Annotated in this window: 19 protein-coding genes and 2 pseudogenes; 12 read left to right on the top strand and 9 right to left on the bottom strand. The window is 72.4% G+C overall.

All coding sequences use genetic code 11. From position 1 onward, the window contains the following. Positions 1-1,140: 1,140 nt before the first annotated feature. Positions 1,141-1,311 carry a hypothetical protein gene (locus IFY26_RS12630; RefSeq protein ID WP_232549360.1) on the bottom strand — a complete coding sequence of 57 codons (171 nt, stop codon included), beginning with the start codon at positions 1,309-1,311 and terminating at the stop codon, positions 1,141-1,143. Here IFY26_RS12630 and IFY26_RS18400 point away from each other — a divergent pair. From IFY26_RS18400 to IFY26_RS12620, 3 genes and pseudogenes are all read left to right on the top strand, one after another. Then, a pseudogene (locus IFY26_RS18400) lies at positions 1,271-1,558 on the top strand (immunoglobulin-like domain-containing protein); the annotation flags it as partial. The gene IFY26_RS12630 and the pseudogene IFY26_RS18400 sit on opposite strands and share 41 nt — an antisense overlap. 61 nt (positions 1,559-1,619) lie before the next feature. Beyond that, positions 1,620-1,829 (top strand): annotated as a pseudogene (locus IFY26_RS12625) (Ig-like domain-containing protein); the annotation flags it as partial. A gap of 27 nt (positions 1,830-1,856) precedes the next feature. Then, positions 1,857-2,267, top strand: coding sequence for a sortase (locus IFY26_RS12620; protein ID WP_232549358.1), 411 nt, complete (start codon positions 1,857-1,859; stop codon positions 2,265-2,267). Here IFY26_RS12620 and IFY26_RS12615 read toward each other — a convergent pair. Beyond that, positions 2,264-3,559, bottom strand: a complete 1,296-nt coding sequence (locus tag IFY26_RS12615; RefSeq protein WP_232549357.1) for a glycosyltransferase 87 family protein — start codon at positions 3,557-3,559, stop codon at positions 2,264-2,266. The genes IFY26_RS12620 and IFY26_RS12615 overlap by 4 nt on opposite strands. 56 nt (positions 3,560-3,615) lie before the next feature. Here IFY26_RS12615 and IFY26_RS12610 point away from each other — a divergent pair, with 56 nt between their 5' ends. Continuing rightward, positions 3,616-5,040: a protealysin inhibitor emfourin gene (locus IFY26_RS12610; protein WP_232549356.1), complete on the top strand. Its 1,425-nt coding sequence runs from the start codon at positions 3,616-3,618 to the stop codon at positions 5,038-5,040. Between the two features lie 17 nt (positions 5,041-5,057). Here IFY26_RS12610 and IFY26_RS12605 read toward each other — a convergent pair whose 3' ends face one another. The 3 genes from IFY26_RS12605 to IFY26_RS12595 are packed head-to-tail and all read right to left on the bottom strand — an operon-like array spanning position 5,058 to position 9,014. Beyond that, complete coding sequence (locus tag IFY26_RS12605; RefSeq protein ID WP_232549355.1) at positions 5,058-7,283, bottom strand: glycoside hydrolase family 3 N-terminal domain-containing protein; 2,226 nt, start codon at positions 7,281-7,283, stop codon at positions 5,058-5,060. 40 nt (positions 7,284-7,323) lie between these two features. Next, positions 7,324-8,577 carry a glutaminase A gene (gene glsA, locus IFY26_RS12600; RefSeq protein ID WP_232549354.1) on the bottom strand — a complete coding sequence of 418 codons (1,254 nt, stop codon included), beginning with the start codon at positions 8,575-8,577 and terminating at the stop codon, positions 7,324-7,326. Positions 8,578-8,600: 23 nt separating this feature from the next. Continuing rightward, the gene (locus IFY26_RS12595; RefSeq protein WP_232549353.1) at positions 8,601-9,014 is read right to left on the bottom strand and encodes a pilus assembly protein CpaE; all 414 of its coding nucleotides are present in this window, start codon (positions 9,012-9,014) and stop codon (positions 8,601-8,603) included. A gap of 182 nt (positions 9,015-9,196) precedes the next feature. Between IFY26_RS12595 and IFY26_RS12590 the strand changes: the two genes are divergently transcribed. The 5 genes from IFY26_RS12590 to IFY26_RS12570 all read left to right on the top strand — a co-directional run bounded on the left by IFY26_RS12590 (position 9,197) and on the right by IFY26_RS12570 (position 14,882). Then, on the top strand, positions 9,197-10,516 hold the full coding sequence (locus IFY26_RS12590; protein WP_232549352.1) for an ABC transporter substrate-binding protein: 1,320 nt from the start codon (positions 9,197-9,199) through the stop codon (positions 10,514-10,516). 103 nt (positions 10,517-10,619) lie between these two features. After that, entirely contained in the window at positions 10,620-11,588 is a 969-nt protein-coding gene (locus tag IFY26_RS12585; protein ID WP_232549351.1) for a carbohydrate ABC transporter permease, read from the top strand. After that, positions 11,585-12,490, top strand: a complete 906-nt coding sequence (locus tag IFY26_RS12580; RefSeq protein WP_232549350.1) for a carbohydrate ABC transporter permease — start codon at positions 11,585-11,587, stop codon at positions 12,488-12,490. The genes IFY26_RS12585 and IFY26_RS12580 overlap by 4 nt, the downstream gene beginning before the upstream one ends. A 5-nt stretch (positions 12,491-12,495) precedes the next feature. Continuing rightward, positions 12,496-13,851 carry a GH1 family beta-glucosidase gene (locus IFY26_RS12575; protein WP_232549349.1) on the top strand — a complete coding sequence of 452 codons (1,356 nt, stop codon included), beginning with the start codon at positions 12,496-12,498 and terminating at the stop codon, positions 13,849-13,851. Continuing rightward, complete coding sequence (locus tag IFY26_RS12570; protein ID WP_232549348.1) at positions 13,848-14,882, top strand: LacI family DNA-binding transcriptional regulator; 1,035 nt, start codon at positions 13,848-13,850, stop codon at positions 14,880-14,882. The genes IFY26_RS12575 and IFY26_RS12570 overlap by 4 nt, the downstream gene beginning before the upstream one ends. A gap of 561 nt (positions 14,883-15,443) precedes the next feature. Here the strand turns inward: IFY26_RS12570 and IFY26_RS12565 are convergent. Further along, entirely contained in the window at positions 15,444-17,915 is a 2,472-nt protein-coding gene (locus IFY26_RS12565) for an ExeM/NucH family extracellular endonuclease (protein WP_232549347.1), read from the bottom strand. A 169-nt stretch (positions 17,916-18,084) separates the two neighbouring features. On the opposite strand from IFY26_RS12565, the gene IFY26_RS12560 reads away from it, so the two are divergent. The 3 genes from IFY26_RS12560 (at position 18,085) to IFY26_RS12550 (ending at position 23,849) form a co-directional block, all read left to right on the top strand. Further along, on the top strand, positions 18,085-18,864 hold the full coding sequence (locus IFY26_RS12560) for a phosphotransferase family protein (RefSeq protein WP_232549346.1): 780 nt from the start codon (positions 18,085-18,087) through the stop codon (positions 18,862-18,864). Between the two features lie 35 nt (positions 18,865-18,899). Continuing rightward, a complete protein-coding gene (locus IFY26_RS12555; protein WP_232549345.1) occupies positions 18,900-19,166 on the top strand; it encodes a hypothetical protein in 267 nt (88 codons plus the stop codon). A 69-nt stretch (positions 19,167-19,235) separates the two neighbouring features. After that, positions 19,236-23,849: an ATP-dependent helicase gene (locus IFY26_RS12550; protein WP_232549344.1), complete on the top strand. Its 4,614-nt coding sequence runs from the start codon at positions 19,236-19,238 to the stop codon at positions 23,847-23,849. A 53-nt stretch (positions 23,850-23,902) separates the two neighbouring features. Here the strand turns inward: IFY26_RS12550 and IFY26_RS12545 are convergent, their stop codons facing one another. Genes IFY26_RS12545 through IFY26_RS12535 form a run of 3 tightly spaced genes read right to left on the bottom strand, consistent with a single transcriptional unit; the run spans position 23,903 to position 26,196 of the window. Next, positions 23,903-24,874, bottom strand: coding sequence for an aldo/keto reductase (locus IFY26_RS12545; protein ID WP_232549343.1), 972 nt, complete (start codon positions 24,872-24,874; stop codon positions 23,903-23,905). 45 nt (positions 24,875-24,919) lie between these two features. Further along, positions 24,920-25,798 (bottom strand): pyruvate, water dikinase regulatory protein, encoded by an 879-nt coding sequence (locus IFY26_RS12540; RefSeq protein ID WP_232549342.1) that lies wholly within the window; start codon positions 25,796-25,798, stop codon positions 24,920-24,922. Then, a complete protein-coding gene (locus IFY26_RS12535) occupies positions 25,795-26,196 on the bottom strand; it encodes a hypothetical protein (protein ID WP_232549341.1) in 402 nt (133 codons plus the stop codon). The genes IFY26_RS12540 and IFY26_RS12535 overlap by 4 nt, the downstream gene beginning before the upstream one ends. Positions 26,197-26,467 lie beyond the last annotated feature (271 nt).

Here is a 26,467-nt window from a genome sequence, read left to right as displayed (position 1 = left end):
TTCCGACCCCTCATCCACTCTCTTTCGTGAAGAGCCGAGAATCCACTCCCACTGTGAATCACCATCACCACAGAAAACATTTCTGCAACATTGCCAACGGCGGCTGCAACAAGGTTCGCCAACCCTGCGCACTACGCCTAAAATCTCGCCTCAACAGGCCTGTCACCGGTGAGCGTCTCACCGCTCGCGAGCTCATCATTCATTACCAAGGAGATTCTCCATGCGGCTGCGCAACGCCCTCGGCGTCGTGCTCGCCGTGCTCCTGTGCGTCGGGTTGGTGACGGGCGTCGTTGCGCCGGCGGCGGCGTCCGAGTTGGACAACCGCCCCACGGTGACCTACCCCTCCAGCGACACGCTCACGCTGATGGACGGCACCGGGATGACCATTCCCTCGGGCGGCACGAACTACGCGCACTTCAGCGGCAACACCCTCGTGATCGCCGACAACACGGCGGCAGGCAAAGGGTTCGCCTCGGTGAACCAGCCGGTGGACCTGGCCATCAACGACCTCGCATTCACCTACCAGCTCACCACGGCCGGTTGGTACTCGACCGCGTCCGGCAACGACTACGGCTCGGCGTTCATCCTGTTCAACGACCCGACGTTCGCGCCCCACATCGACAACGACTACGACATGCTCGCGATCTACAAGAACCGGTCCAACACGTCGGCGGACACCCGCGCCGTCGCCAACTCCCTCGCCGTCGAGTTCGACAACTACGTGAGCGAGAACTCGGCCGACTCCGCGATCGCTTCGAACACGGGGAGTCACATCGCGATCACCCACCCCGGGGAGAGCGTCACGGCGCCGGTGCAGCACTACGCCCTCTCCCAGCTCACGACGCCGTACTCCAACAACGCCACCAACACGGCGCGCATCACCTGGATCCTCACCGATCCCGGCCCGACCGACGCCCTGACCGACAACGTCTACACCTACGCCTACAGCTACTACCAAGGCGCGACGAGCGCTGCCGGCTCCCCCACCCACACGGGTAGCAAGACCTACACCTACGCCCAGATGATGGCCGTGTTCGGCGGGACGAGCACGGTGCAGATGGCGATGTCCGGCAGCACGGCCTGGATCATCAACCGCCGCCAGACCCTGAGCTTCCCGGCCGTGTACCCCTACACCACCACTTACCTGTCGACGCGGGCGGACGGCACGCGCACCACCACGCCGGTGCGGGTCCTCACCGCCGACAGCGGCTCGCTGCCCGCCGGACCCGCCGACGTCGGCCCCCTCCCGGCCGCGCCGACCGGGTACGAGGTGGTTGCCGGCCAGTCCACCGACGTGACGATCTCGGCCACGGCGACCAACGCCTACACCTACTACTACCGCGACCTCGCCCCCACCATCAGCGGGGCGACCGCCGCCACGGTCGAGGCCGGGGCCGCCTTCGATCCGCGGGCCGGGGTGACTGCCACCGACGGGGTCGACGGGACCCTCACCGCGGCCATGACGGTCAGCGGCACCGTCGACGCCGCGACGCCCGGCAGCTACACCCTGACCTACACGGTCACCGACTCGATCGGCAACACCACCACCGTCACCCGCGTCGTCACCGTCGTCGACACCACCCCGCCCGAGATGGTCGACGTGGCCCCCCGTTGCCGAGACGGCGACGACGGTCACCGGCACCGCGGAGCCGGGGGCGTCCATCACCGTGACGCTCCGCGATGGCACCACGCTGACCACCACCGCCGGTTCCGACGGCGCCTGGTCGGTGACCACCCCGGCACCGCTCATGGGCGGCACCACGGTGACCGTCACCGCCACCGACGCCGCAGGCAACACCAGCGACCCGACCGTGGTGGTGATCCGGTGACGCGGTGTACCTCGAGGAGCCCGGCGGGTGCTGAAGTACGTCATGGTCTCTTCCGAGGTGGTGTGGCCGGACCAGACGGACGTGATCGCCCTCGAGCCGGGGCACGACATCCTCACGCTGCTGACCTGCGACCCCCCGCCGGTCAACGACCATCGGCTGCTGGTCCGGGCCGAGCGGTCACCCATCACGGACGCCGAGGTGGCCGCGATCAATCCGGACCTGGTGGCTCCGGACGCGGTGACGGCGGCGGAGGCGTCCGACGTGGCCGGAGGGTTCGCACCGCGCGACCTGTGGTCGGCGGTGCTGACGGCTCGGTGGGGCCCGCTGGCCGGCGCCGTCGGGCTCGGGCTGGCGGTGGTGCTGGTCGTGGCGCTGGCGCGGCGACGGCGTCGCGCCGAGGAGGACGCCGCAGCCGAGGCGGCCGACTCCTCGGCCTAGCCTCGGGCGGTGGCGGCGCGCGCGAGCGCGGCGGTCCAGGCCACGAACCCGACCAGACCCAGGTTGCGAGCGGTGAGCAGGGCCAGGGCGCGGGAGGTGTGATCGTTCACGCTCGTCAGACCGCCGTAGAACACCGGGTAGACGGCGGTGGTCAGCAGGCAGAGCACCAGGAGCGCCACGAGGGTCGCCAGCGAGACGACGCGCCCGTCCACGCCCCGCGCACCGCTCGGCTCGGGTGTCTGGCGTCCGGCCTCGGGCTCGGCACCCCAGGCCGCAGCGCACCAGGCCGCGGCGGGTGCGGCGAGCCAGAGCAGGTACTGCGGGCTGAGCGCCGGCGACGTGATCACGAACGCCCCCACGAACGTCAGGGCCAGCGGGCCGAGCGCGCCGCGCGGCGAGCCGCGCCGCAGCCACCTCGCCAGCAACAGGGCGCACCCCAGGACGGCGAGCGCCGCGGCGACGCCGCCCACCTGCACCCACAGGCCCACGGACGGACCCTCCACCTCGAAGGCGCGGAAGTCGGAGTACCACACGCGGTGGTCGGTTCCGCTCGCCCACACCCGCATCGGCCAGGTGGCCAGCACCGACTCGATCTGCAGGCCGCGTTCACCCTGGTACCCCAGCGGTGAGACCAGCCGATCCCAGCCCCCGGCCAGGAGGCTCCCGGCCGCCAGGAGCACCCCGGTGCCGACGAACCAGGCGAACGCCCGGGCGCGTCGTCCGCGGGCGGCCAGGGCGACGAGCGGGGCCAGCACGACCGGCCACAGTTTCAGCCCCGTGCCCAACCCGACCAGCACCGACGCCGCGGCGGAGCGCCCCTGCCATGCGTACAGCACGGCGGCGCCGGCGGCCACCGCGGGCAGCATGTCGAGGCGCAACAGCGCGACCTGCCCGAGCACGGTGGTGAGGGCCACCCAACCGAGCACGCCGACGGGGCCCGTGCGGCGTCCGAGCAGAGCCGCGAACGCGGCGTCCGCGAGCGAGGTCAGGGCGACGATCACGGCGCGGTAGCCGTCGTAGTCGGTCACCCCGAGCGCCCAGGGGGCGAGGAGCAGCAGGCCTGCGGGGGTGGGGTACTCGGTGAGCACACCGCGCACGCCCGTGCCGGAGGTGAAGGCGTCCTGCGCGGCGAGGAAGTAGTAGTAGGTGTCGCCGTACTCGCCGGGCACGACCACCCAGGCCCAGACCGACACCAGCTTCAGCGCCAGCCAGGCGACCGCGACGGCAGCCACCGTGGCCCACGCCGTGGCGGGGTCGCGGCCCCAACGGACCAGGGGTGAGGGGCGCGGCACGCGTCCATGATGGCAGCACCTCCGGAATTGTCGGAGCCCGGGGGCAGACTGGTGCCATGACTCGCCCCCCGGCCCCCACCCGGCACGTCCACCCCGTGCGCCCGCGCTGCACGATCGTGCCCCCGTTCATCCTCGCCCGCCTCGCCGAGACCGCACCCGAGCCCGTCGCCGAGGGTGCGCGCACCACGCTGCAGCTCGACGAAGGGCTGTTCCGCCGGCGCCGGGGCGTAGCGCCGTCGGAGGACTCGTCGGAGCGCCCTGCCATGGACGACGGAACGGGTCCGAACCGCAGCGTCCACGACGCGCAGAACGCCACCCGGCTGCCGGGCGTCCTGGTGCGCGCCGAGGGTGCCGAGCCGACGGGCGACGTGGCCGTCGACGAGGCCTACGACGGCCTGGGCGCCACCTGGCGGTTGCTGCACGACGCGCTGGGTCGCGACTCCCTCGACGACAACGGGCTGGGGCTCGCCGCCAGCGTCCACTACGGCCGCAACTACCTCAATGCGTTCTGGAACGGCAGCCAGATGGTGTTCGGCGACGGCGACGGCCGGTTGTTCAACCGGTTCACGGCAAGCCTCGACGTCATCGCCCACGAGCTGGCCCACGGCCTCACCGAGTACACCGCCGGGCTCAACTACCAGGGCCAGTCCGGCGCGCTGAACGAGCACGTCTCGGACGTGTTCGGCGCCGTCACCCAGCAGTACGCCCTGGATCAGGACGCGGATGTGGCCGACTGGCTGATCGGCGCGGCGCTGCTGGGCCCGGACGTGAACGGGGTGGCGTTGCGTTCGATGGCCGCCCCCGGCACGGCCTACGACGATCCGCAGCTCGGCCGCGACCCCCAACCCGCCACCATGGCCGACTACGTGGACACCACCGACGACTACGGCGGCGTCCACATCAACTCCGGCATCCCCAACAAGGCGTTCCACGCGTTGGCCACCCGGCTCGGCGGGCCTGCCTGGGAGGCTCCGCTGCAGATCTGGTACGACGTGCTCACCGGCGACATCCGCGCCGACTGCACGTTCGCCACCTTCGCGCACCTCACCCTCGCCGCAGCGCGAGCGCGCTTCGGCGCTCGCTCGGTCGAGGCGGACGCCGTCGCCGCGGCCTGGGCGTCGGTGGAGGTGGAACCGGCCCCGGCGCGTCAGCCCACCCGAACGCCGGCCCCGTCGACCGGCTCGGACGCGGACGCCACCACCCGCGTCGTGCTGCGGCGCACCGGGGGCTTCGCCGGGCTGACGCGGACGGCGTCCGTCGAGCTGGGCGACCTGCCGGACGTCGACGCCGAGGCGTGGCGGCTGCTGCTGGCCGAGCAGCGGCTGGAGTCCATGGCCAGCGCGGCGCCGGACGAACGGCCGACGCCAGACTCCTACAGCTACGGCGTCCGCTGCGACGCGCCGGCCACGGACGTGACGCTGCCCGAGCCGGCCGTGCCGCAGGATGTGCGCGAGCTGTTCGACCGCACGCTGGAGGCCTGACGCCCGCCGCCACCAGGTCAGGTGAGGGTGAAGGTCGCCACCTGGTGGGTCTCCTGCCGCGAGCTGGAGCCCACGCGCAGCTCGAACTCCCCGGGCTCGACGATCCGACGACCGTCGGCGGTGACCAGCGTGCAGGCGGCGGCCGGCAGGGCGAGCTCGACCACCTCGGACGCCCCCGGCTCGATGGTGGCCTGCGTGAAGGTCTTGAGCTCGAGGTCGGCCCACGTGACGCTGGTCACCAGGTCGCGGACGTAGACCTGCACGGTCTCGACGGCCGGACGCGTTCCGGTGTTCGTGAGCGTGACGCGGCCGGTGACCACCCCGTCGGCGGGCACCTCGGTGGCGTCCAGCTCGAGGGCGCCGTATTCGATCGTGGTGTAGGACAGGCCCTCGCCGAAGGCGAAGAGCGGATCCTGCGTCAGGTCGGCGTAGCGGTCACCGTGTTGGCCGCGGATCTGGTTGTAGTAGATCGGCAGCTGCCCGGCGTGACGGGCGAACGAGATGGGCAGGCGTCCACGCGGTTCGATCTGGCCGAGCACGAGCTCGGCGATCGCCCGACCGCCGGCCATGCCCGGGTTGAACGCCTCGATGAGCGACCCCTGCAGGGCCGACGGAGGCAGCGTGCTCGGCTTGCCCTGCACCAGGACGACGGTGGTGGGCACCCCGGTGGCGGCGACGGCGTCCAGCAACGCGATCTGCCCACCCTGGAGCTCGAGCGTCGCGGTGGAGCGGCCCTCGCCGGTGAAGGCGACGGTGTCGCCGACCACCACCACGACGTGGTCGGCGGCCTCGGCCACGGCGACGGCCTCGGCGAGCTGGTTTTCAACCACCGGGGCGGCGCTGACCTCGGGCGGCAGCGGCTGGCCGTCCGGGTACGTCCCCTCCCGCGGCGTCAGGACCTGGATGTCGGCCCCGCGGGCATGGGTGACCTGCCAGCCGTCGGGCACCACGGCCTTGAAGCCGTCGAGGACGGTGGAGATCATCGCGCGGGGGTGTCCCTCGGGCATCCAGGGCACCTGGCCGGAGTTGCCCGCCCAGTCGCCCAGCATGTTCTGGGCGTCGTCGGCGAGCGGGCCGATCACCGCGACGGTCTTCGGCGCGTCGGTGGCCAGGGGCAGCGCGCCGTCGTTGCGCAGCAGGACGAGCGAGGCCCGCGCCACCTCGAGGTTCAGCGCGGTGTGCTCGTCGCAGGCGATGACTTCGGCCTGCCGCTCGGGCGAGGGCGGCCGGGGGTCGTCGAACAGCCCGAGGGCGAACTTCAGCCGCAGCACGCGGGCCACCGACGCGTCCAGCGTCTCCTCGCTGACCAGGCCGCGCTCGACGGCCTCCTGCGCGGCCTCGAAGAATTGCGGGGTGGTCATGATGAAGTCGTTGCCGGCCTCGATGGCCTTGACGGCCGCCTCGACGTGATCGGCGCACACCTTCTGCTCCCACACCATGCGGCCGACATTGTCCCAGTCCGTCACCAGCGTGCCGGTGAAGCCCCACTCCCCCTTGAGGACGTCGTTGAGCAGCCAGCCGTTCTGCGTGATCGGGACGCCGTCCATCGACTGGTAGCCCAGCATGAACGTCGCGCACCCCTCGCGCGCCACCCGCTCGAACGGCGGCAGGAACCACGAGCGCAGCTTGCGGCGGCTGAGGTCGGCCTCGGACGCGTCCCGCCCGCCCTGGGTCTCGGAGTAGCCGGCGAAGTGCTTGGCGGTGGCGAGGATCGCCGTCGGGTCGTCGAGCCCGTCGCCCTGGTAGCCGCGCACCATGGCCGAGGCGAGCTCGCCGATGAGGAACGGGTCCTCACCGAACGTCTCGTCCACCCGCCCCCAGCGCAGGTCGCGGCCGATGCAGAGCACGGGCGAGAACGTCCAGTGGATGCCCGTGGCCGCCACCTCGACGGCGGTCGCGCGCGCCACTCGCTCGACCAGGCCGGCGTCCCACGAGCACGCCATCGCGAGCTGGGTGCCGAAGATCGTCGCGCCGGGCCAGAAGGAATGGCCATGGATGCAGTCGTCAGCCGTGAGCAGCGGGATGCGCAGCCGCGTCTGCTGCGTGAGCTCGATCGCGGCCAGCATGTCCTCGGGCGAGGCGTGCAGGATCGAACCGGCGAGCCGGTGGGTGACGATGTCGGTCAGGTCACCGCGGGCGTCCAGGTGGAGCAGCTGACCCACCTTCTCCGGCAGGGTCATCTGGGCGAGGAGGTCGGCGACCCGGCTCTCCACGGTCGGCGTCTGTTCGGGGTCGGGCGTCATTGCTGCTCCTCGGGGGGATTTCGGGCTCACATGGTTGGGCTCAGTTCGATCCTAGGACGCGGGTCTGTGTTGCGTCGCCGGTGTCGACCTCGGCGGTGAGGCCGTGGGGGTCGACCAGATCGACGCGGTGGCCGTCGGCGGTGAGCCGGCGGACGGCCTCGCCGAGCATGCGGCGTCCGACATCGTTCATGGTCGCGACGCGGGAGACGTCCAGCGTGACCGGCGTGCTGCCGGGCACGACCGTGCTGAGCTCGGCGAGCATCCGCTCGGCGCTGGTGAAGTGCAGCGCACCCTGGACGACCGCCCGGTACTGCTCGCCACCGTCGGCGTCGACGACGCCCGCTGCGGAGACGGTGTCCCCGTCCGCCGGGGGTGACATGAGGTGGAGGCCCAGGTCGGCCGACAGGCGCTCGCAGACGGCGACGGCCCGGGTGCTGTTGCCGTGGGCGTCCAGCCGCGGGGAGAACGCGCCGATGCCCGCCTGCCCGGGGAGCGCGCCGAGCACCCCGCCGGAGACGCCGCTCTTGGCGGGGATGCCGACGTCGGTCATCCAGTCGCCGGCCGCGTTGTACATGCCACACGTGGTCATGACGCTGAGCACCTGCCGGCAGATCTGCTCCGACACGACCTGCTCGCCGGTCAGCGGGTTGCGGCCGGCGCTGGCCAACGTCATGCCCATGACGGCCAGGTCGCGGGTGTCGACGACGAGTGAGCACTGGCGGCTGTACCCCTCGACGACCTCGTGGGGGTCCAGGGTGAAGATCTCCCGCGAGCGCACCAGGTGGGCGAGCGCGAGGTTGCGGTGAGCGTGGTCGAGCTCGGAGGTGAACACCGCCTCGTCCACCTCGAGCTCCCGACCTGCGAAGGCCGACAGACCTGCGCGGACGCGCTCGAAGCGCTGCGCGGCGTCCAGACGCTCCTCACCCACCAGGGCGTGGACCGTGAGGGCGCCGATGTTGATCATCGGGTTGCGGGGTCGGCCGGACTCCTCCTCCACCGAGATCTCGTTGAACGGATCGCCGGAGGGCTCGACGTCCACCTTGGACTCGACGAACCCGACGCCGTGGTCGCGCAGCGCCAGCGCGTACACGAACGGCTTGGACAGCGACTGGATCGAGAAGCGGGCGCCGGCGTCCCCGGCCGCGTAGACGCGGCCACCGCCGACGCACACGGCCACCGCGAGCTGGTCCGGATCGGCCCGCGCGAGTTCGGGGATGGAGCTGTTGAGCTCCCCGGCGTCCTGCCTGCACGCGGCCAGCACCTCGGCCAGATAGTCGTCGACGGGAACCTGCATGGCCCCACCCTAGGGTTCCATCGTCATGCCGACGTGTGCAGGACGGCCCGGGCGTAGGCGTCCTCGGGGTCGACATCGACGTGACGCGAACCGTCGGTCAGCAGCACCGCGTAGCCGGACGCGGCGCCGTCCGCCCCCGGGAGACGTTCGAGGCGGACGAATCGCTCGGCCAACATCGCGCGGAGCTGGGGTTCGCGAGGCAGCCAGAGCACCTCGTCGGCGGGCAGGGAGTCCAACGCCCACTCGGTGGTGCCGTTGAACTTCACGACGGCACCGGAGGACAGCTCTTCGACCTCGATCGTCATGTCGGCCACGACGAACACGTCGTCGATCTCCTTGCCGGGGATGACGAAGCGATCGCCCGCCGTGGGCGTCCACGCCTCGCCGCGGACCCGGCGGGCGGCGTCCAACCGGTGGGCGAGCTCCAACGCGATCATGCCCCGAGGGTAGTCGGGCCCCGCCCCACCTCGGCGGATAACGATTCGGTCTCATGCGCGTGAACCCTTGACATGAGAGCGCTCCCACGTAACGATCCTCACTGTGAGAGCGCTCTCACCCAGGGAGCCGATCACCCCGACCACCCTGGCCCGGCCGACCGGGCCACGACAAAGGAGTCCACATGCGCACTCGCCTCTTCACCGGCGTGGCCGCGACAGCCGTTGCTGCGCTGGCCCTCACGGCCTGCTCCGGCGGCGGAACCGCGGGCACGACCCCCGCCACCACCGCGGGCAGCGGAACGTCCGGCGAACAGATCACCCTCACGGTGGCCACGTTCAACGAGTTCGGCTACACCGACGAGATGTTCGCCGAGTACGAGGCTGACCACCCCGGCATCACGATCGACCACCAGCGCGCCGGCCAGTCCACCGAGGCCCACGAGAACCTGATGACGCGCCTGGCCGCCGGCGGATCCGGCATCGCCGACATCCAGGCCGTCGACGGTGACTGGCTCGCCGAGCTGAAGCCGCTGTCGGACCAGTTCGTCGACCTCTCCTCCCCCGACGTGGAGGGCCGTTGGCTCGACTGGGTCGAGGCCCAGGCGACCACCGAGGACGGCGCCCTCATGGGGTACGCCACCGACATCGGCCCCGAGGCCACCTGCTACCGCCGCGACCTGTTCGAGGCCGCCGGCCTGCCGAGCGACCGCGAGGAGGTGGCGACACTGCTCGACGGCGACTGGGACCACTACTTCGAGGTCGGCCGCCAGTTCAAGGCCGCGACCCCCGACGTCGGCTGGTTCGACTCCGCGGGCGCGGTGATGAACGCCCGCGTCCAGCAGCTGCCGAACCCGTACTCCTCGACCACGGGTGAGGAGACGATCATCCCGCTCGGCGAGAACACCCAGATCAAGGAGCTCTACGACAGCACCCTCGCCGCCGCCGTCGACGACGACCTCTCCGCCGGCCTCGGCCAGTGGGGGACAGATTGGATCAACGCCTTCCAGTCGGGCGCCTTCGCCACCATGCAGTGCCCGAGCTGGATGCTCGGCGTCATCGAGGGCAACGCGGCCGGCCAGACCAACTGGGACGTCGCCAGCACCTTCCCCGGTGGCGGCGGCAACTGGGGCGGCTCGTACCTGACCGTGCCGGCCGCCGGTGCCCACACCGCGGAGGCGCAGGAGCTCGCCGCATGGCTGACCGCCCCCGAGCAGCAGCTCAAGGCGTTCGCCGAGGCCGGCACCTTCCCGAGCCAGGTCGAGGCCCAGGAGAGCTCCGAACTCGCCGCGGCGACCAACGAGTTCTTCAACAACGCGCCCACCGGTGAGATCTTCACCGAGCGCGCCGAGGCCGTCGAGTCCCAGCCGTTCAAGGGCGAGCACTACTTCGCCATGAACACCATCGTCGGTGAGGCCATCGGTCGCGTCGACGTGGACGGCACGGCCACCGCCGAGGAGTCCTGGAACCAGGCGGTCTCTGACGCCGACGCCAACATCGGCTGAGGCCCTGCGGCGTCCGACCGGTTCCACCCCCCAGCCGGCCGGACGCCGCCCCGCCCGCCCCCGTTCGACCCGACGCACCCACCACAGCCAGGAGACCGCCCACATGTCCCGCAGCGCCGCAGGAAGCGACCTGACCGTCCGTCAGCGCCTCAGCAAGCTCGACGTGGCGACAGCGCCCTACGTCTACATCGCGCCGTTCTTCCTCCTCTTCGCGGTCATCGGCCTGTTCCCGATGCTGTTCACGGCGTACGTCTCCACCCGGGAGTACGGGCTGCTCAGCGGGGACGCCGGCCCCGCCGGCATCGACAACTACGCGTTCGTCCTCACCAACGACCGCTTCTTCATCGGCCTGCGGAACACGTTCAGCATCTTCCTGCTCAGCTCGGTGCCCCAGATGGTCGCGGCGATCGCGATCGCGGCGGTGCTCAACGCCAACCTGCGGGCGCGCACGTTCTGGCGCATGGGCGTCCTGCTGCCCTACGTGGTGGCCCCCGTGGCGGTCTCGCTGATCTTCGGCCAGATCTTCGCCGACCAGTCGGGCGTCATCAACGCCGTGCTCACCTCGATCGGGCTGGATCCGATCGGCTGGCACAGCGAGGTGCTGCCGAGCCACATCGCCATCGCGACGATGGTCAACTTCCGGTGGACCGGCTACAACACCCTCATCTTCCTGGCCGCGATGCAGGCCATCCCCCACGACGTCATTGAGGCCGCCATCGTGGACGGGGCCTCGCGCTGGCGGACGTTTTGGCACGTCACCGTTCCGATGCTGCGCCCGACCATCATGTTCGTCGTCATCACCTCCACGATCGGCGGCCTGCAGATCTTCGACGAGCCGCGGCTGTACGACAGCGCGGGCCTGGGCGGCAACAGCCGCCAGTGGATGACCATCGCCATGTACATGTACGAGCTCGGCTGGGGGCCGCAGCGCAACCTGGGCCGCGCGTCCGCCGTGGCGTGGATCCTGTTCGCCATCGTCGTCGTCTTCGCGCTGTTGAACTTCTGGCTCACCTCGCGCATCGCCACCAGCGGCACCCCTGTCGCCCGATCCCGGAAGAAGGCCCGCGCATGAGTTCGGTCGCCACCGCCCACCAGCTCGCCGGCCCGGGTGCCGCCCGGGCCGCGGCCCGTCGTCGCGCCCGGATGCAGTCGGGTGGACGCCGCCCGGGCTGGGTCACCTACACCCTCCTCGCCCTGGTGCTCCTGATCTCGGCGTACCCGCTGTACTTCGCCTTCCTGCTCGCGAGCTCGACGGCGCCCGACATCGCGGTCAACCCGATCCCCTCGCTGATCCCGCAGGGTCACCTCATGGAGAACATCGAGCGGGTGTTCAGTTCGGTGCCCTTCTGGTCGGCGTTGTGGAACTCGGTGATCGTCGCAGTCAGCGTCTCGTTCACCACCGTGCTGTTCTCGACGCTGGCGGGCTTCGCGTTCGCGAAGCTGCGCTTCCGGGGCAAGCGGGGGCTGCTGGCCTTCGTCATCGGCACCATGGCCATCCCACCGCAGCTGGGCATCGTGCCCTTGTTCATCGTCATGGTGCAGCTCGACCTCGCCGGCAAGCTGCCGGCCGTCATCATCCCCGGCATGGTGAGCGCCTTCGGGGTGTTCTGGATGACGCAGTACCTCACCGAGGCCCTGCCCTACGAGCTGATCGAGGCGGCCCGCGTCGACGGCTGCTCCATGATCCGTACGTTCTGGCACGTGGCGCTGCCCGCCGCGCGCCCGGCCGCCGCCATGCTCGCGCTCTTCACGTTCATCTCGAGCTGGACGCAGTTCTTCTGGCCCTACATCATCCTCGGCCCGGCGAACCCGACCCTGCCGGTGGCGCTCCAGCTGCTCCAGTCGTCCTACTTCAAGGACATGAGCCTCATCATGGCCGGCGTCGTGCTCGCCACCGCCCCCCTGGTGGCGCTGTTCTTCGTGGCCGGCAAGCAACTCGTGTCCGGCATCATGGCCGGCGCCGTGAAGGGATGACACCGATGACCGACTTCCTGTGGGGTGCCGCCACCGCGGCGTTCCAGATCGAGGGTGCCTCCACCGAGGACGGGCGCGAGGCGTCCATCTGGGACGTGTTCTGCCAGGTGCCGGGCGCCGTGGCGAACGGCGACGACGGCACGGTGGCCACCGACCACTACCACCGGTGGGAGGCCGACGTGGCGCTCATGGCCGGCCTCGGGCTGCAGGCCTACCGGTTCTCGGTGGCGTGGCCGCGCGTCGTGTCGGCCGACGGGACGCCCAACGCGGCCGGGCTGGACTTCTACGAGCGGCTCGTGGACGGTCTCCTGGCCGCGGGGATCGAGCCGTGGCTGACCCTGTACCACTGGGATCTGCCGGCCTCGTTGCCGGGCGGGTGGCTCAACCGGGCCACGGCGGAGCGGTTCGCGCAGTACGCGTTGGTCGTGCACGACCGGCTGGGCGATCGCGTCCGCCGTTGGACGACGCTGAACGAGCCGTGGTGCAGCAGCATGCTCAGCTACGGCGCGGGCGTCCCCGCCCCCGGTCACGCCGACCCGACCGAGGCGTTGACGGCGGCCCACCACCTGCTGCTCGGCCATGGTCTGGCCGCGAGGGCACTCCGCGAGGCGGACGCCTCGGCGTCCATCGGCATCACGCTGAACTACACCCCGGCCGTCCCCGCCGACCCGACCAACCCGGCCTACATCGACGTGGTGCGCCGCGTCGACGGCACGGCCCACCGCTTGTTCACCGACGCGGTGTTCGGCCGCGGCTACCCGGCCGACGTGGTGGCGGACGCCGGCGCTGCCTGGCCGGCCGAGGCCGTGCGGGCCGGGGACGAGGCGGTGATCGGAGCGCCCCTGGACTTCCTGGGGGTGAACTACTACACCACCGAGATGATCCGCGCCGGCGTGCCGGCGGGGCCCAGCCCCCACGTGACCGCACCGGAGGCGGAGGTCGTGCCGCGGGGTCTGCCGACCACCGACATGGGGTGGGAGATCGACCCCGACGGCTTCGCGCGCCTGCTGGGCCGGCTGCACGACACGTGGGCCGGGCCGGCCGGCGTCCCGATCTACATCACCGAGAACGGCGCCGCCTGCGCCGACGAGCCGGACGCCGACGGCTTCGTCAACGACACCGACCGCATCGCCTACCTCGACGCGCACCTGGCGGCGGTGGAGGAGGCCCGCGGGGCGGGGGCTGACGTCCGTGGCTACTTCGCCTGGACCCTGCTCGACAACTTCGAGTGGGCCTTCGGCTACGCCAAGAGGTTCGGGATCGTGCGGGTGGACGAGGAGCTGCGCCGCATCCCGAAGGCCAGTGCGCGATGGTTCGCGCAGCAGATCGCCACGGGCCGCCTGGGCGCGCCACGCTCATGACCGAGCCCTCACCCCGGGGTGGCCAGGCCCCCACCGCCGGCGCGGCACCCACGCTGCAGGACGTCGCCCGCCTCGCCGGGGTGTCCCGGGCCACGGTGTCGCGCGTGGTGAACGGGGGGTCGCTGGTCAGCCCAGAGACGGCCGAGACCGTGAACGCCGCCGTGCGCGAACTCGGCTACCAGCCGAACCACGCCGCGCGCATGCTGGTGACACGCCGTTCGGGCGTCGTCGCCGTGCTGGTGCCGGAGACCGATCTGCGCGTGTTCTCCGACCCCTACTTCGCCGCCACCTACCACGGGGTCATTTCCTCCTTCTCGGGCCACGAGGCCCAGGTGGTGCTGGCGATGAGCAAACCCGGCGAGCCCGCCGAGCGGTTGGTTGAATACCTGACGAGCGGTCGCATCGACGGCGCCGTCGTCGCGTCCCACCACGGCTCGGACCTCCCGCGCGCCCTGGCCGGGGTGAGCCAACCGGTCGTCTTCATCGGCGATCCCGGCGTGCCCGGGCTGGCCTACGCCGACCTGGACAACACCCGCGGCGCCGTCCTCGCCACCCAACGGCTCATCCAGAGCGGACGCCGCCGCCTCGCCACGGTGACCGGCAGCCTCGACATGGTGGCCGGGCAGCACCGGCGTGCCGGCTTCACCCGGGCGTGCGCCGAGGCGGGGATCACGCCGGTGGCGATCATTCCGGGGAGCTTCACCGAGGCGTCCGGGCGCGAGGCGGCACGCTCCGTGCTGAGCGCCCGCCACGACATCGACGGCCTGTTCGTCGCCTCGGACCTCATGGCCGCGGGGGTGATGGCCGAGTTGCAGCACGCCGGCGTCCGCGTGCCCGAGGACATCGCGATCGTCGGGTTCGACGACTCCGAGATGGCCCGTCGGGTACGCCCCGCCCTGACGACGGTACGCGGCCACGCCCACGAGGTCGCCCAGGAGGCGGGCCGCATGCTGCGGGAGCTGCTGTCGGGCTCCACCCTGCCGGCCCCGGTCATCCTGGCCCCCGACCTGGTGTTGCGCGACTCGGCCTAGCCGCGGCGTCCGGTGGAGCGGTCGCTGCGGTGACGGGTTGTGCGCGGGTCTTGCGGGCGGCTCTCTGGCACTGACGCCGCCACCCTGCCGTACAGGGGCGGCTCCCTGCCGTAGGCGCCGCCACCCTGCCGCAGGGCCACCTCCCTAGTGCTGCAACGGCAGGGGGGTGGCCTTACGGCAGGGGGGCAGCGTCAAAGGCAGGGGGGGCGACGACAGCGGTGGGGAGGTGGCGCCCACCTGTGTCCACTTGGCACGCGTGGGCCTCACGTGGCGCACCTGGGCCTCACGTGGCGCACCCCAGATCCACGTGGCGCAGCGCAGCTCACCTGGCGGGCCTTCTGCGGGCCGCCACGTGAGCTCCACTGCGCCACGTGAGCTGTTGCAGCGCCAGGTGGGGCTCCACTGCGCCACGTGAAGCGCCAGGTGGAATTCCATTGCGCCAGGTGAGGCGCGACTCAGGGGCACCCATCCGCTGGGTACCCACCGGGGGCGTCCACCTGCGGGGTCACCCACCGGGACGACCCCGGAACGACCCGACCCGAGCGACCCCGGGCGCTCCCGTCAGCCCCGACCGCGCGGGCCGGTGTTGACGCCCACGAGCACCGGATCGTGGTCGGAGCTGGCGTAGGGGTCGGGGGCGTGGAGGTCCACCACGTTGTAGTTGCGCCGGCTGTACTGGAACGCCACGGACTCGTCGCCGTTGATGTCCCAGATCGCCGCACCGGTCACCAACCGCCGCGCGGCGCCGTTGGCGAAGGCGTGGTCGAGGGAGCCGAGGCGTCCGGAGAACTGGTAGCTCGTACCGGACGGATCGAACCGGCCGGCGAGGTTCAGGTAGCCGGCGTTCTCGATCAGCTCGATGGGCGTCTCGGCGCTGTAGGCGTTGAAGTCGCCGACCAGGAACACCGCCTCACCCCGGAACATGTCGCGTGTCCAGTCCACGAGCTGCCTCGCCTGTGCGACGCGCGACGGGTTGGACAGGCCCTGGCCCGTCCCGTCGTCCTCACCGGAGCCCTTCGACTTGAAGTGGTTCGCCACCACGACGAACGGCTTGCCGCTCCCGATCACCTTGAACTTCTGCGCCAGCGGGTAGCGGGCGTTCGCGAAGGCCTCGTGCACGTCGATGTACGACGGGCCGAGCAGTTGGACCTGCGTCCGGTCGTAGATGAACGCGGTGCGGATCACGTCCTCGTTGCTCGGCACCACCGTCGGCGAGGGTACATACGCCCAGCGCTCGGTGCCCGCGGCGGCGTTCAGTCCGGCCACGAGGTCGGCCAGGGCGGCGTCCCGCGGGTGGTCGATGTAGCTGAGCCCAGCGGAGTTCTCGATCTCGGACAGGGCCACCACCTCGGCGCCGAGCCCGTTGATCGCAGCCACGAGCTTGGCCTTCTGGTCGGCGAACGCCTCCGGGGTGTACGCGCCGCGGACCTGGCAGTTGTTGGTGGTGACGGGGTTGTTCTCCCGGTCGGTGTAGGCGCGGCACCCCGCCTCGTCCTGCCCCAGATCGGTGAAGTAGTTGAGCACGTTGAAGAAGCCGATCTGCACGGCGCCACCCACGTTCGGAGCCTCGGCCGGTCGGTCGTTCTCCCGCGTGATCGGAATGAGCGGGCCGTCAGCGCCCACGATCTGCCCGGTCGGTTGGTAGTTCCACTGGAACCGGTGGTCCAGGATCACCGGCTGGGTGAACGTGACCTGCGACGCCGTCCGCATCGGCGTGGCCGCCGAGAGGTACGGCAGCGGCGAGTTCTTCGCCGTGGTGTTGGTCAGGTAGTTCCACGACGACCCGTCGTCCAGGGTGATGTACTTCGCCAGGTTGGCGGCCTCGTAGGCGGCGGCCTGCTGCCACGGCACCACGTCGGTCGCCTGGAGCAGCGGATCGGTCCCCACGGCCAGACCGGCCTGCCCATACTGGTTCAGCGCGTAGTTGTTCGTGATCGTGTACGGCCCCTGCGGCAGCACGAGCATGCCTTCGTAGGGCTCCTTCTCGGCATCGGACGCCGGCAGCGTCGCCAGCGGTGTGGCCGTCACCGGGGCACACCCGGTCGTCACCGTGACGAACGGATTGCCCGCGAGCTGCGTGAGCCCGTTGTACTCCGCCGCGGTGCCCTCGACGCGCACGCAATCGCCGATCGCGGTGTTGGACGCGGCCCAACTCGAGTACACGAACACCCCGTCGGACGCCTGCCCCGGCGTCCTCGCGGCGCCGCCGGTGCCGGCCGTCTGGATGTAGATGCCGCCGAAGCCGCCGCTCGGGTACGTGGCGGTGACGACGCCCTCGGTCACGACCCGCTGCCCGGCCAGCGGCGTCGCGTCCCCGGGGCCCTGGATCGCCGCGATGGGCGTCACGTCCGCCGGGGTCGGCGTCGGCGTGGGCGTGGGCGTCGGGCTGGGTGAGGGGGCCGGGCCGGACGCGGTGCTGTTCTGCGGCGTCACGTCGCTGCTGAAGGCGAAGTCGGCGGCGTTGTCGTCGGTGTCAGCTCCCCCGCGCCGCTGCAGCGACCCGGGGGTGCTGTTGCTGCCCGGGTAGGGCGCCGGCGTCGTTTCCGGGGAATTCGAGGCGCCGTAACCCAGCTTGTCGATCACCGTCTCGGCAGCGTCCGGGCTCACCGCCGTGATCGCTCGCGCCAGGAACACCGTGCCGGTGGTGCCCGACGGGTTCACCGACGCCACGAGGTCGGGGGTCGGCAACCCCGCGCCGGTGCTGCCGTTCGAGCCGAGCTGGATCAGGAAGTACCCGCCCGCAGGCACGGTGCCCGACAGCGCCGCGACGCCGCTCGCGCTGCCGACGCCCGTGGCCGAGCGGTACTGCAGCGACGTGCCCGCCAGGTCGACGGCGGCGTCCGCCGAATTGAAGAGATCCACGAACTTGTGCGTGTACGGCTGGTTGGCCGAACCGCCGCGTCCGTAGAACTCGTTGATGACCAGGTCGGTCACCGCGGCCCGCGCGGGCGGCGCGACCGCGACCAGACCTGTCAGGGCGCAGGCCGAGGCGGCTGCGACGATGACAACCCGGCGCAAGGGGGAAGACGACATGGCTGGCTCCTGACACGCGCTCCAGTTGGGGACAGCCGCAGGGTATCGGCCCGCACCGACACTTGGGCACCCCCCGGATCCCCCACCCCGGATGTTCACTCATCAGTGTCGCGCCGGACACCTCCGCCCCACGCTCCGGGGTGTCCGGGCCAACCTCTAGGGTGTGCCCATGCAGACCGTCGTCGATGACATCGTCGTCACCCGCCACCCCCTCGGGACGCCCCACGAGGCGCTGGCCGCCCGGCTCGCCGCGGCGGCGTCCGACCCGTTGCGGACGCTGTACGCCGCGCCCCTCGCCGACCATCCGATCACTGCCCCCAACGGTCAGCTCCTCACGCTGGCTCCACGCACCGAGCCGCTGCCGATGGACGAGGAGCCCCCGTGGCAGGAGGCCGGCCGGCTGCTCGCCCACCTGCACCGGACGCCCCCGCCCCCCGGCCTGCCCGAGCACGGCGGGCACAGCTACCTGCAGGTGGCGGTGGACGCCGCATCGGGCCTGCACCCCGGAGGCGCCACCGACATCCTTCGCGAGCTGGGCGCGTCCCTGCTCGCCCAGTGGCCCGACCCGCCGCGTCCGAGCGTCGTCCACGGCGACTGGGACCTGGGCAACCTCGGCCGTCTCCCCGGAACCACCACGTGGCTGCTGACCGGCCCCGAGACGCTCGGCCTCGGCGACCCGGGGTGGGACCTGGGGCGTCCCGCCGGCCTGTGGGCCGCGGGGCTGCTGGACGATGCGAGCTGGCGCGCCCTGCTCCGCGGCTATGCCGAGGCCGGCGGTGTCATCCCCCACGAGGGCGAGGCGTGGAACGCGCTCGAACACCCCGCGCGCTGCGCCGTGTTCACCGCGACCGTGCGCGAGGTGGGGCGCAGCGGCGCGAGCGAGCCGCGCACCGAGCTGGCCGACACCCTGCTCGAGGCCTGCGTCAAGATGAACGGACGCCGCTGGTGAACCCCGCCCCGCGTTGCCCGCGCTGCGGAGGACGGATGTGGACCGAGCGACGCCGCGGCGAAGACCTGCTCGTCTGCTCCGAGTGCAGCGCCGCGTGTGTGGATGCCCCCGTCCTCGCCCGGTTGCTGGGTGAGCCCGCCCCGGCGCACCGTCCCCCGCCCGAGCACGGCTATCCGGTGCACCACCCCCAGCAGGACGCCGGGCACGTGGCCCGCCGCGGCTCACCGCTGTTCGGGCCTGCCTGGGGGCTCGGGCCACGGCGTCCGGACGCCGACGCCGCCGGCCTGCTGCGCGGCCGATGACCCCCGCCCCCACCGGCGCCGACGGGGTGCGGCACGGATTGTCGGTGCCGGGTGGCAGAGTGGGCGCCGATGGATGACGAGGCCGGCACGGACGCCGCGGTGATGAGCCGCTTCTCCCCCGCCACGCGCGCGTGGTTCGAGGGCAGCTTCGCTGCGCCCACCGCCGCCCAGGCGGGTGCGTGGGAGGCGATCAGCTCGGGCCGCCACACCCTGGTGGTCGCGCCGACCGGTTCGGGCAAGACCCTCGCGGCGTTCCTGTGGGCGATCGACCGCTTGGCCACCGAACCACCGCCCGAGGAGCCCCTGCGCCGCTGCCGGGTGCTCTACGTCTCGCCGCTGAAGGCGCTCGCGGTCGACGTGGAGCGCAACCTGCGCTCCCCGCTGGTCGGCATTGGCCACGCCGCGGTGCGGCTCGGCACCGACCGCCCCGAGATCACCGTCGCGGTCCGCTCCGGCGACACGTCGCCCGAGGAGCGACGCCGGTTCGCGAAGGCGCCCGCCGACATCCTGATCACCACCCCCGAGTCGCTCTACCTGCTGCTCACCTCCCAGGCGCGGGAGTCGCTGCGCGGGGTGACGACCGTGATCCTCGACGAGGTGCACGCCGTGGCCGGCACCAAGCGGGGCGCGCACCTCGCGCTCACCCTCGAGCGGCTGGACGCCCTCCTGGACGCCCCAACCCAACGGGTCGGGCTGTCGGCGACGGTGCGCCCGATGGACGAGGTCGCGCGGTTCCTCGCCGGGGGGCGTCCGGTGACGACCGTGGCTCCGCCCGCCGACAAGCGCTGGGACCTCTCGGTGGTCGTCCCCGTGCCCGACCTCGCCGGGCTCGACACCGCTCCGGCCCCGTCGGGAGACGGCTACGGCGACCCGTCGCCGCGCGCGCAGGCGTCCATCTGGCCGCACGTCGAGGAGCGGGTCGTCGACCTCGTCGAACAGCACCGCTCCACCCTCGTGTTCGCGAATTCCCGGCGCCTCGCCGAGCGGCTCACCGGCCGGCTCAACGAGATCTCCCTCGAACGCAGGGAGGCGGCGTCCGGCCCCGACGCCCGAGCGGACGCCGCCCCCCGCTCGGCCCCGGCCGAACTCATGGGTCAGGCCGGCTCCTCGGCCGGGGCGCCCGCGGTGCTGGCCCGGGCGCACCACGGCTCGGTCTCCCGCGAGCAGCGCGCCGAGACCGAGGAGGAGCTGAAGGCCGGGCGTCTCCCCGCCGTGGTGGCAACCAGCTCGCTGGAGCTGGGCATCGACATGGGGGCGATCGACCTGGTGGTGCAGGTCGAGGCGCCACCCAGCGTGGCGTCCGGGTTGCAGCGGGTCGGACGCGCCGGCCACCAGGTGGGTGCCGTCTCCCGCGGGGTGTTCTTCCCCAAGTACCGCGGCGACCTGGTGGCCAGCAGCGTCATCGTCGAGCGCATGCGGGCCGGCGCGATCGAATCCCTGGCCATCCCCGCCAACCCGCTGGACGTGCTCGCCCAGCAGATCGTGGCCATGGTGGCCCTCGACGACTGGACCGTCGACGACCTGCACACCCTCGTCCGCCGCGCCGCGCCCTACGCGACGCTCACCCGCGGCGTCCTCGAGGCCGTGCTCGACATGCTGGCCGGCCGCTACCCCGCCGAGGAGTTCGCGGAGCTGCGGCCGCGGTTGGTGTGGGATCGCGCCACCGGCACCCTCTCCGGACGCCGCGGATCCCAACGCATCGCGGTGACCAGCGGCGGCACGATCCCCGATCGCGGTCTGTTCGGGGTCTTCCTCGCCGGGGACGGGCCCGGCCGGCGGGTCGGCGAGCTGGACGAGGAAATGGTCTACGAGTCGCGCGTCGGTGACGTGATCACGCTCGGCACCTCCACGTGGCGCATCGAGCAGATCACGCACGACCAGGTGCTGGTCACGCCCGCCCCCGGTGAACCGGGGAGGCTGCCCTTCTGGCGTGGCGACTCCCTCGGCCGTCCGGTCGAGCTCGGGGAGGCGATCGGCGCGTTCCTGCGCGAGGTGGCGTCCCTGGCCCCGAACCCGGCGATGCAGCGGCTGGCCGACGCCGGTCTCGACACCTGGGCGGCGGAGAACCTGCTGGCCTACGTCACCGAGCAGCGCGACGCCACGGGCTCGCTGCCGTCGGATCGCACGATCGTCGTCGAGCGCTTCACCGACGAGTTGGGCGACTGGCGCGTCGTCGTCCACTCCCCCTACGGCGCCCCCGTCCACGCCCCGTGGGCGCTGGCCATCGCGCAGCGGATGCGCGAGCGGTACGGCGTCGACGTCCAGGCCATGCACGCGGACGACGGCATCGTGCTGCGCCTGCCCGACCTCGGCGACGCGGACGGTGAACCGGCCCGGCACGCCGACCTGCTGGAGCTGTTGCTGCTCGACCCCGACGACGTGGCCCCCCTGGTGACCGAACAGGTCGGCGGCAGCGCCCTGTTCGCCAGCCGATTCCGCGAGTGCGCGGGCCGCGCGCTGCTCCTGCCCAACCGGCGCCCCGGCCATCGGCAGGCCCTGTGGCAGCAGCGCCAACGCTCGGCGGCGCTGCTCCAGGTGGCCACGCAGTACCCGGCCTTCCCGATCGTGCTCGAGGCCGTCCGCGAGTGCCTGCAGGATGTGTTCGACGTGCCCGGCCTGACCGAGCTGATGCGCCGTGTCCGGGCCCGCGAGGTGGCCGTGACGGAGGTGACCACCCGTCAGCCGAGCCCGTTCGCCGCGAGCCTGTTGTTCGGCTACGTCGCGCAGTTCCTCTACGAGGGCGACTCCCCGCTCGCCGAGCGGCGGGCCGCCGCCCTCAGCCTTGATCCGGATCTGCTGGCGGAGCTGCTCGGCACCGCCGAGGGCCTGGCCCTGCGCGACCTCCTCGATCCGGACGCCCTCGCCCGCACCCTGGCCGAGTTGCAACACCTCGTCGAGGGCCGCCGCGCCCGGGATGCGGATGAGCTGACCGACCTGCTGCGCACCCTTGGCCCGCTCAGCACCGCCGATCTCGCCGCCCGCGCCGTCGATCCGGACGCGGTACCCGCCCGGGTGGCCGAGCTCGCCGACGCCCGGCGCATCTTCGCCGTCGGCGAGCGGTGGGCCGCGATCGAGGACGCCGGACGCCTCCGCGACGCCCTCGGCGTGGCCCTGCCCCCCGGGGTCCCCCACGCCTTTGCCGAGCCGGTGGCCGACCCGTTCGGCGACCTGCTCGTGCGCTACGCCCGCACCCATGCCCCGTTCTCGGCGGACGCCGTGGGCGCCTGGCTGGGCGGCCTCGGCCCGGCACTGGTGCTGGACGGCCTGCGCCGCCTCGTCGCGGACGGCCGCCTCGTCGAGGGCGAGTTCACCCCGGGGGCGTCCGGACGCGAGTTCGTCGACCCCGGCGTGCTCCGCACGATCCGCCGCCGCTCGGTGGCCGCGCTGCGCGCCGAGGTGGAGCCCGTGCCGGTGGAGGACTACGCGCGCTTCCTGCCCGCCTGGCAGGGGGTGGGTGGCACGCTGCGCGGGGCCGACGGCGTGATGCGGGTGGTCGAACAGCTCGCCGGCGTCCCCCTGCCCGCCAGCGCGCTCGAACCGCTCGTGTTCGCCGCGCGGGTCAGGGACTACGCCCCGGCGCTGCTGGATGAGCTGTCCGCGTCCGGAGAGGTGGTGTGGCGTGGCCACGGTTCGCTCGCCGGCCGCGACGGCTGGGTGTCGCTGTGGCCGGGCGACCTGGCCCACCTCGCACCCGCGCCCACCGAGCCGGAGTCCGACGCCCAGCGCGCGCTGCTGGACGCCCTGGCCTCCGGCGGGGCGCAGTTCTTCAGCGCCCTGGCCCGCGCGGCAGGGCTCCCGCCGACGGCGGAGGCGTCCGATGCGCTGTGGGAGCTGGTGTGGCGTGGGCTCGTCACCAACGACACCCTCGCCCCGCTGCGGGCGCGGCTGGGGGCCGGCTCCACCACCCACAGGACGCGGACGGCCACGCCGCGCTCCCGCTACGGCCGGCCGAGGCTGCCGCGCGGCCCGCGGCCGGAGGTCGCGCGCGACGCCGGCGGCCGGTGGTCGCTCTTCCCCGCCCCGGAGGTCGACCGCACCGAGGCGATCCTCACCACCGCCGAGGTGCTGCTCGACCGCTACGGCGTGGTGACGCGCGGCGCGGTGCAGGCCGAGGAGATCCCCGGCGGCTTCGCGGGGGTCTACAAGGTGCTGAGCGCGGCCGAGGACATTGGACGCGTCCGCCGCGGCTACTTCGTGGAGGGGTTGGGGGCCGCGCAGTTCGGCACGGTCGGTGCCGTCGACCGGCTCCGTGGGGCCGGCGCGTCCGCGTCCCCCGGCGTCCGGACGGCAGCCAGCCAGGGCGCGGAGGCGTCCGGCCCCCGCGCGATGGTGCTCGCGGCCTGCGACCCGGCCAACCCGTTCGGCGCGGCGCTCGCCTGGCCCGACGCCGGCGACCACCGCCCCGGCCGCAAGGCGGGCTCGCTGGTGGCGCTGGCGGAGGGGGAGCTGGCCGCCTACGTCGAGCGCGGCGGGCGCACCGCGCTCACCTGGACCGAGGACGCCCCCACCCTCGCAGCCGTGGCGGACGCCCTCGCCGGGCTGGTCCGCTCCGGACGGGTCGCGGCCCTCACGATCGAGAAGGTCAACGGGGTGCCGACCCTCGACGGACGCCACCCGTTCGCCGCCGCCCTGCTGGCGGCGGGCTTCCACCAGACCCCGAAGGCACTGCGGCTGCGCCGCTGAGGAGCAGGGCGGCCCTGCCGCTGGGGCGCCCTCCTCACCCCCCGGGCGCGGCGTCAGTGGTGGTCGTCCCGCAGCTTGGCGATGTCTGCATCAGTGCGATTGCCGTGAATCGTCACGTGGGCCAGCTCGGCCTCGATGCGCTCGAACTCGGCGTCGGAGAGCACCACGTCGGCAGCGCCGAGGTTCTCCTCCACCCGGGCCTGGGTGCGCATGCCGGGAATCGGCGCGATGAACGGCTTCTTGTGCAGCATCCATGCCAGCGAGATCTGCGCAGGGGTCGCGTCCTTCTCCGCGGCGAAGGTGTGCAGCAGGTCGATGAGGGGCTGGTTCGCGCGGACGTTGTCGGGATCGAACCGGGTGATGGCGCGGCGGACGTCGTCGCCGGGGTACGTCTGGTCGGCCGTCACGGCGCCCGACAGGAAGCCGGAGGCGAGCGGGCTGAATGGCACGAACCCGATGCCCAACTCCTCGCAGGCCGGGATCACCTCGGCCTCGAACATGCGCTCCATCATCGAGTACTCGCTCTGGATCGCGGTCAGCGGCGTGATCGCGTGGGCCCGCCGGATCTGGTCGGCGCTGGACTGTGACTGGCCCCAGCCGCGGATGAGACCGTCGGCGATCAGCTCGCCCATGATCGCCGCGACGTCCTCCACCCCCGCGTCGTCCACCCGGTGCTGGTAGTAAAGGTCGACGTGGTCGACGCCCAGGCGGCGCATCGAGGCCTGCAGGTGCTCGCGGATCTGCCGGCCCAGATCGTCCCGCCCGGACGCCTCCGGCACGTGCAGTTTGGTGGCGATGACGACCTCGTCGCGGATCGGCGCCAGGGCCCGTCCGAGAAGCTCCTCGTTGTGGCCGCCGCCGTAGCCCTCGGCGGTGTCGTAGTGGGTGCAGCCGAGGTCGTGCGCGTGCCGCAGCAGGCGGATCGCCTCCGCCTCGTCCGCGCCGGGGCCGTAGCCGTGGCTGAACCCCATCGCTCCGTAGCCGATCGCGGAAACGGTCAGGTCGCGCAGGTGTCGCTCGTGCACGGTTGCTCCTTCGTGGGTCGGTGGCAGGGGTGGTTGGCGGGTCGGTCAGCTCGTCGGCAGGGTGCTCGACGTGTTGGCCGGACGCCGCAGGCGTCCGCCGTGCTTGCGGGCACGTTCCTCGACCAGGTCGACGATGCGCGCGGCGGCCTCCTCCAGCGCCATGCCGGTCGTGTCGAGCACCGGGCACTTGAGGCGGCGTTGCAGGGCGACGAGGTCGTCGAGTTCGTCGTAGATGGACGCAAGGTCGACATAGCCGTCCTTCATGCCCCGGACGCCCAGGCCCCGGACACGCTCGGAACGGATGAGGCGCAGCCGCTCCGGGTCCAGCGTGAGGCCGACGACGCGCCAGGGGTCGATCCGGAACAGTTCCTCGGGCGGCGCGATGCCCGGCACCAGCGGCACGTTCACCGTCTTGTACCCGAGGTACCCGAGGAAGATCGACAACGGCGTCTTGCCCGAGCGGGAGGGGCCGACGAGGCAGATGTCGCACTCCAGCAGCGACGCCGGGGCGGCACCGTCGTCATTGCGGACCGCGAAGTCGATGGAGGCGATGCGGACGAAGTAGTCGGCCTCGACCCCCACGGGACGCATGGGCACCTGGTCGGCGTCCTGGCCGCTGATGCGCTCCAGGGCGCCCATCGCGTCCGTCATGAGATCGGCATAGGGCATGTCGAGCTCGCAGCAGGCAGATCGGACCAGGCTGGCCAGCTCCTCGTTGACGAGCGTGAAGAAGACCGCGGTGGGCTGGCCGTCACGCTCGCGCAGCGCGTCGAGGGCGGACTGGAGCCGGGCCGCCGTCGTGATGCGACGGTGGCGCACGAGCCGGAACTCGACATGGGGAAACTGGGCGACGGCTGCACGGGCCAGCCGCACCCCGGATTCCCCGGTGGAGTCGGCGAGGAGGTGGATCTCGAGGTCGGTCATTCGGTGGGCCGGCGGTCGCGCAGCGAGTTGAAGAAGTTGGCGTCCATCACCGGCCCCCCGCTCGGGCCGGACGGCGCCGGGTCGTCCTCGTCGTACTCCTCGCTGCCGTCGGGCCGGTTGTCCCACTTCGTCGGGTCGAGGTTCCGGTCGGGGTTCACCAGTGCCTCGCGCGAGAGCGATTCGGCGCCACGGGCAGGCCCGGACGCCGGCGCCTCACCCGCGGCGGACGCGGCGGCGACGGCCGACGACCAGGGGGTGGGCTCGCTGACGGGGGGCGGCGGGGCCGAGGGCGGCGCGTCCGGGCCGTTGCGCCGGACGCTCATCAGCACCAGCGCTGCGATTCCGGCGATGACCAGCAGCCCGATGACCACGAACACCACGGAGATGCCGCCGCTCATGGGTCCTCCTTCGTTGGGGATGGCCCCAGACTAGACGCCCCCGGGCGCCACCACCCCCCGGAACCGCGGGATCATCGGGTGCGGCTCCGGGGCGTGCCCGGGGGTGGGGAAGGGGCCGGCAGGGCCGGTGGGTCAGGACGCCTCGGCGACCTCGCTGAGCACCGGCTGGACGGCCATCAACACGAGAGCGACCATGGCGGTCAGCAGGGCGACATCGGCGAAAGCGATCATGTCCCCCACCCTCCCCGACGCGGCCTCACCCCCGCATCGG

Origin of the sequence: Propioniciclava soli (assembly GCF_014858005.1) — a bacterium.
GTDB classification, from domain to species: domain Bacteria; phylum Actinomycetota; class Actinomycetes; order Propionibacteriales; family Propionibacteriaceae; genus Propioniciclava; species Propioniciclava soli.
Note: the sequence above shows the minus strand (reverse complement) of the source record. Positions and strands in the feature narration are given on the sequence as shown.

Excerpts from the sequence above, each read along its gene's own strand:
- IFY26_RS12605 (WP_232549355.1), bottom strand. The coding sequence starts at position 7,283 with ATGACGCCCGACCCCGAACAGACGCCGACCGTGGAGAGCCGGGTCGCC.
- IFY26_RS12550 (WP_232549344.1), top strand. The coding sequence starts at position 19,236 with ATGGATGACGAGGCCGGCACGGACGCCGCGGTGATGAGCCGCTTCTCC.
- IFY26_RS12560 (WP_232549346.1), top strand. The coding sequence starts at position 18,085 with ATGCAGACCGTCGTCGATGACATCGTCGTCACCCGCCACCCCCTCGGG.
- IFY26_RS12555 (WP_232549345.1), top strand. The coding sequence starts at position 18,900 with ATGTGGACCGAGCGACGCCGCGGCGAAGACCTGCTCGTCTGCTCCGAG.
- IFY26_RS12590 (WP_232549352.1), top strand. The coding sequence starts at position 9,197 with ATGCGCACTCGCCTCTTCACCGGCGTGGCCGCGACAGCCGTTGCTGCG.
- IFY26_RS12565 (WP_232549347.1), bottom strand. The coding sequence starts at position 17,915 with ATGTCGTCTTCCCCCTTGCGCCGGGTTGTCATCGTCGCAGCCGCCTCG.
- glsA (WP_232549354.1), bottom strand. The coding sequence starts at position 8,577 with ATGCAGGTTCCCGTCGACGACTATCTGGCCGAGGTGCTGGCCGCGTGC.
- IFY26_RS12575 (WP_232549349.1), top strand. The coding sequence starts at position 12,496 with ATGACCGACTTCCTGTGGGGTGCCGCCACCGCGGCGTTCCAGATCGAG.
- IFY26_RS12570 (WP_232549348.1), top strand. The coding sequence starts at position 13,848 with ATGACCGAGCCCTCACCCCGGGGTGGCCAGGCCCCCACCGCCGGCGCG.
- IFY26_RS12595 (WP_232549353.1), bottom strand. The coding sequence starts at position 9,014 with ATGATCGCGTTGGAGCTCGCCCACCGGTTGGACGCCGCCCGCCGGGTC.
- IFY26_RS12610 (WP_232549356.1), top strand. The coding sequence starts at position 3,616 with ATGACTCGCCCCCCGGCCCCCACCCGGCACGTCCACCCCGTGCGCCCG.
- IFY26_RS12535 (WP_232549341.1), bottom strand. The coding sequence starts at position 26,196 with ATGAGCGGCGGCATCTCCGTGGTGTTCGTGGTCATCGGGCTGCTGGTC.
- IFY26_RS12540 (WP_232549342.1), bottom strand. The coding sequence starts at position 25,798 with ATGACCGACCTCGAGATCCACCTCCTCGCCGACTCCACCGGGGAATCC.
- IFY26_RS12580 (WP_232549350.1), top strand. The coding sequence starts at position 11,585 with ATGAGTTCGGTCGCCACCGCCCACCAGCTCGCCGGCCCGGGTGCCGCC.
- IFY26_RS12585 (WP_232549351.1), top strand. The coding sequence starts at position 10,620 with ATGTCCCGCAGCGCCGCAGGAAGCGACCTGACCGTCCGTCAGCGCCTC.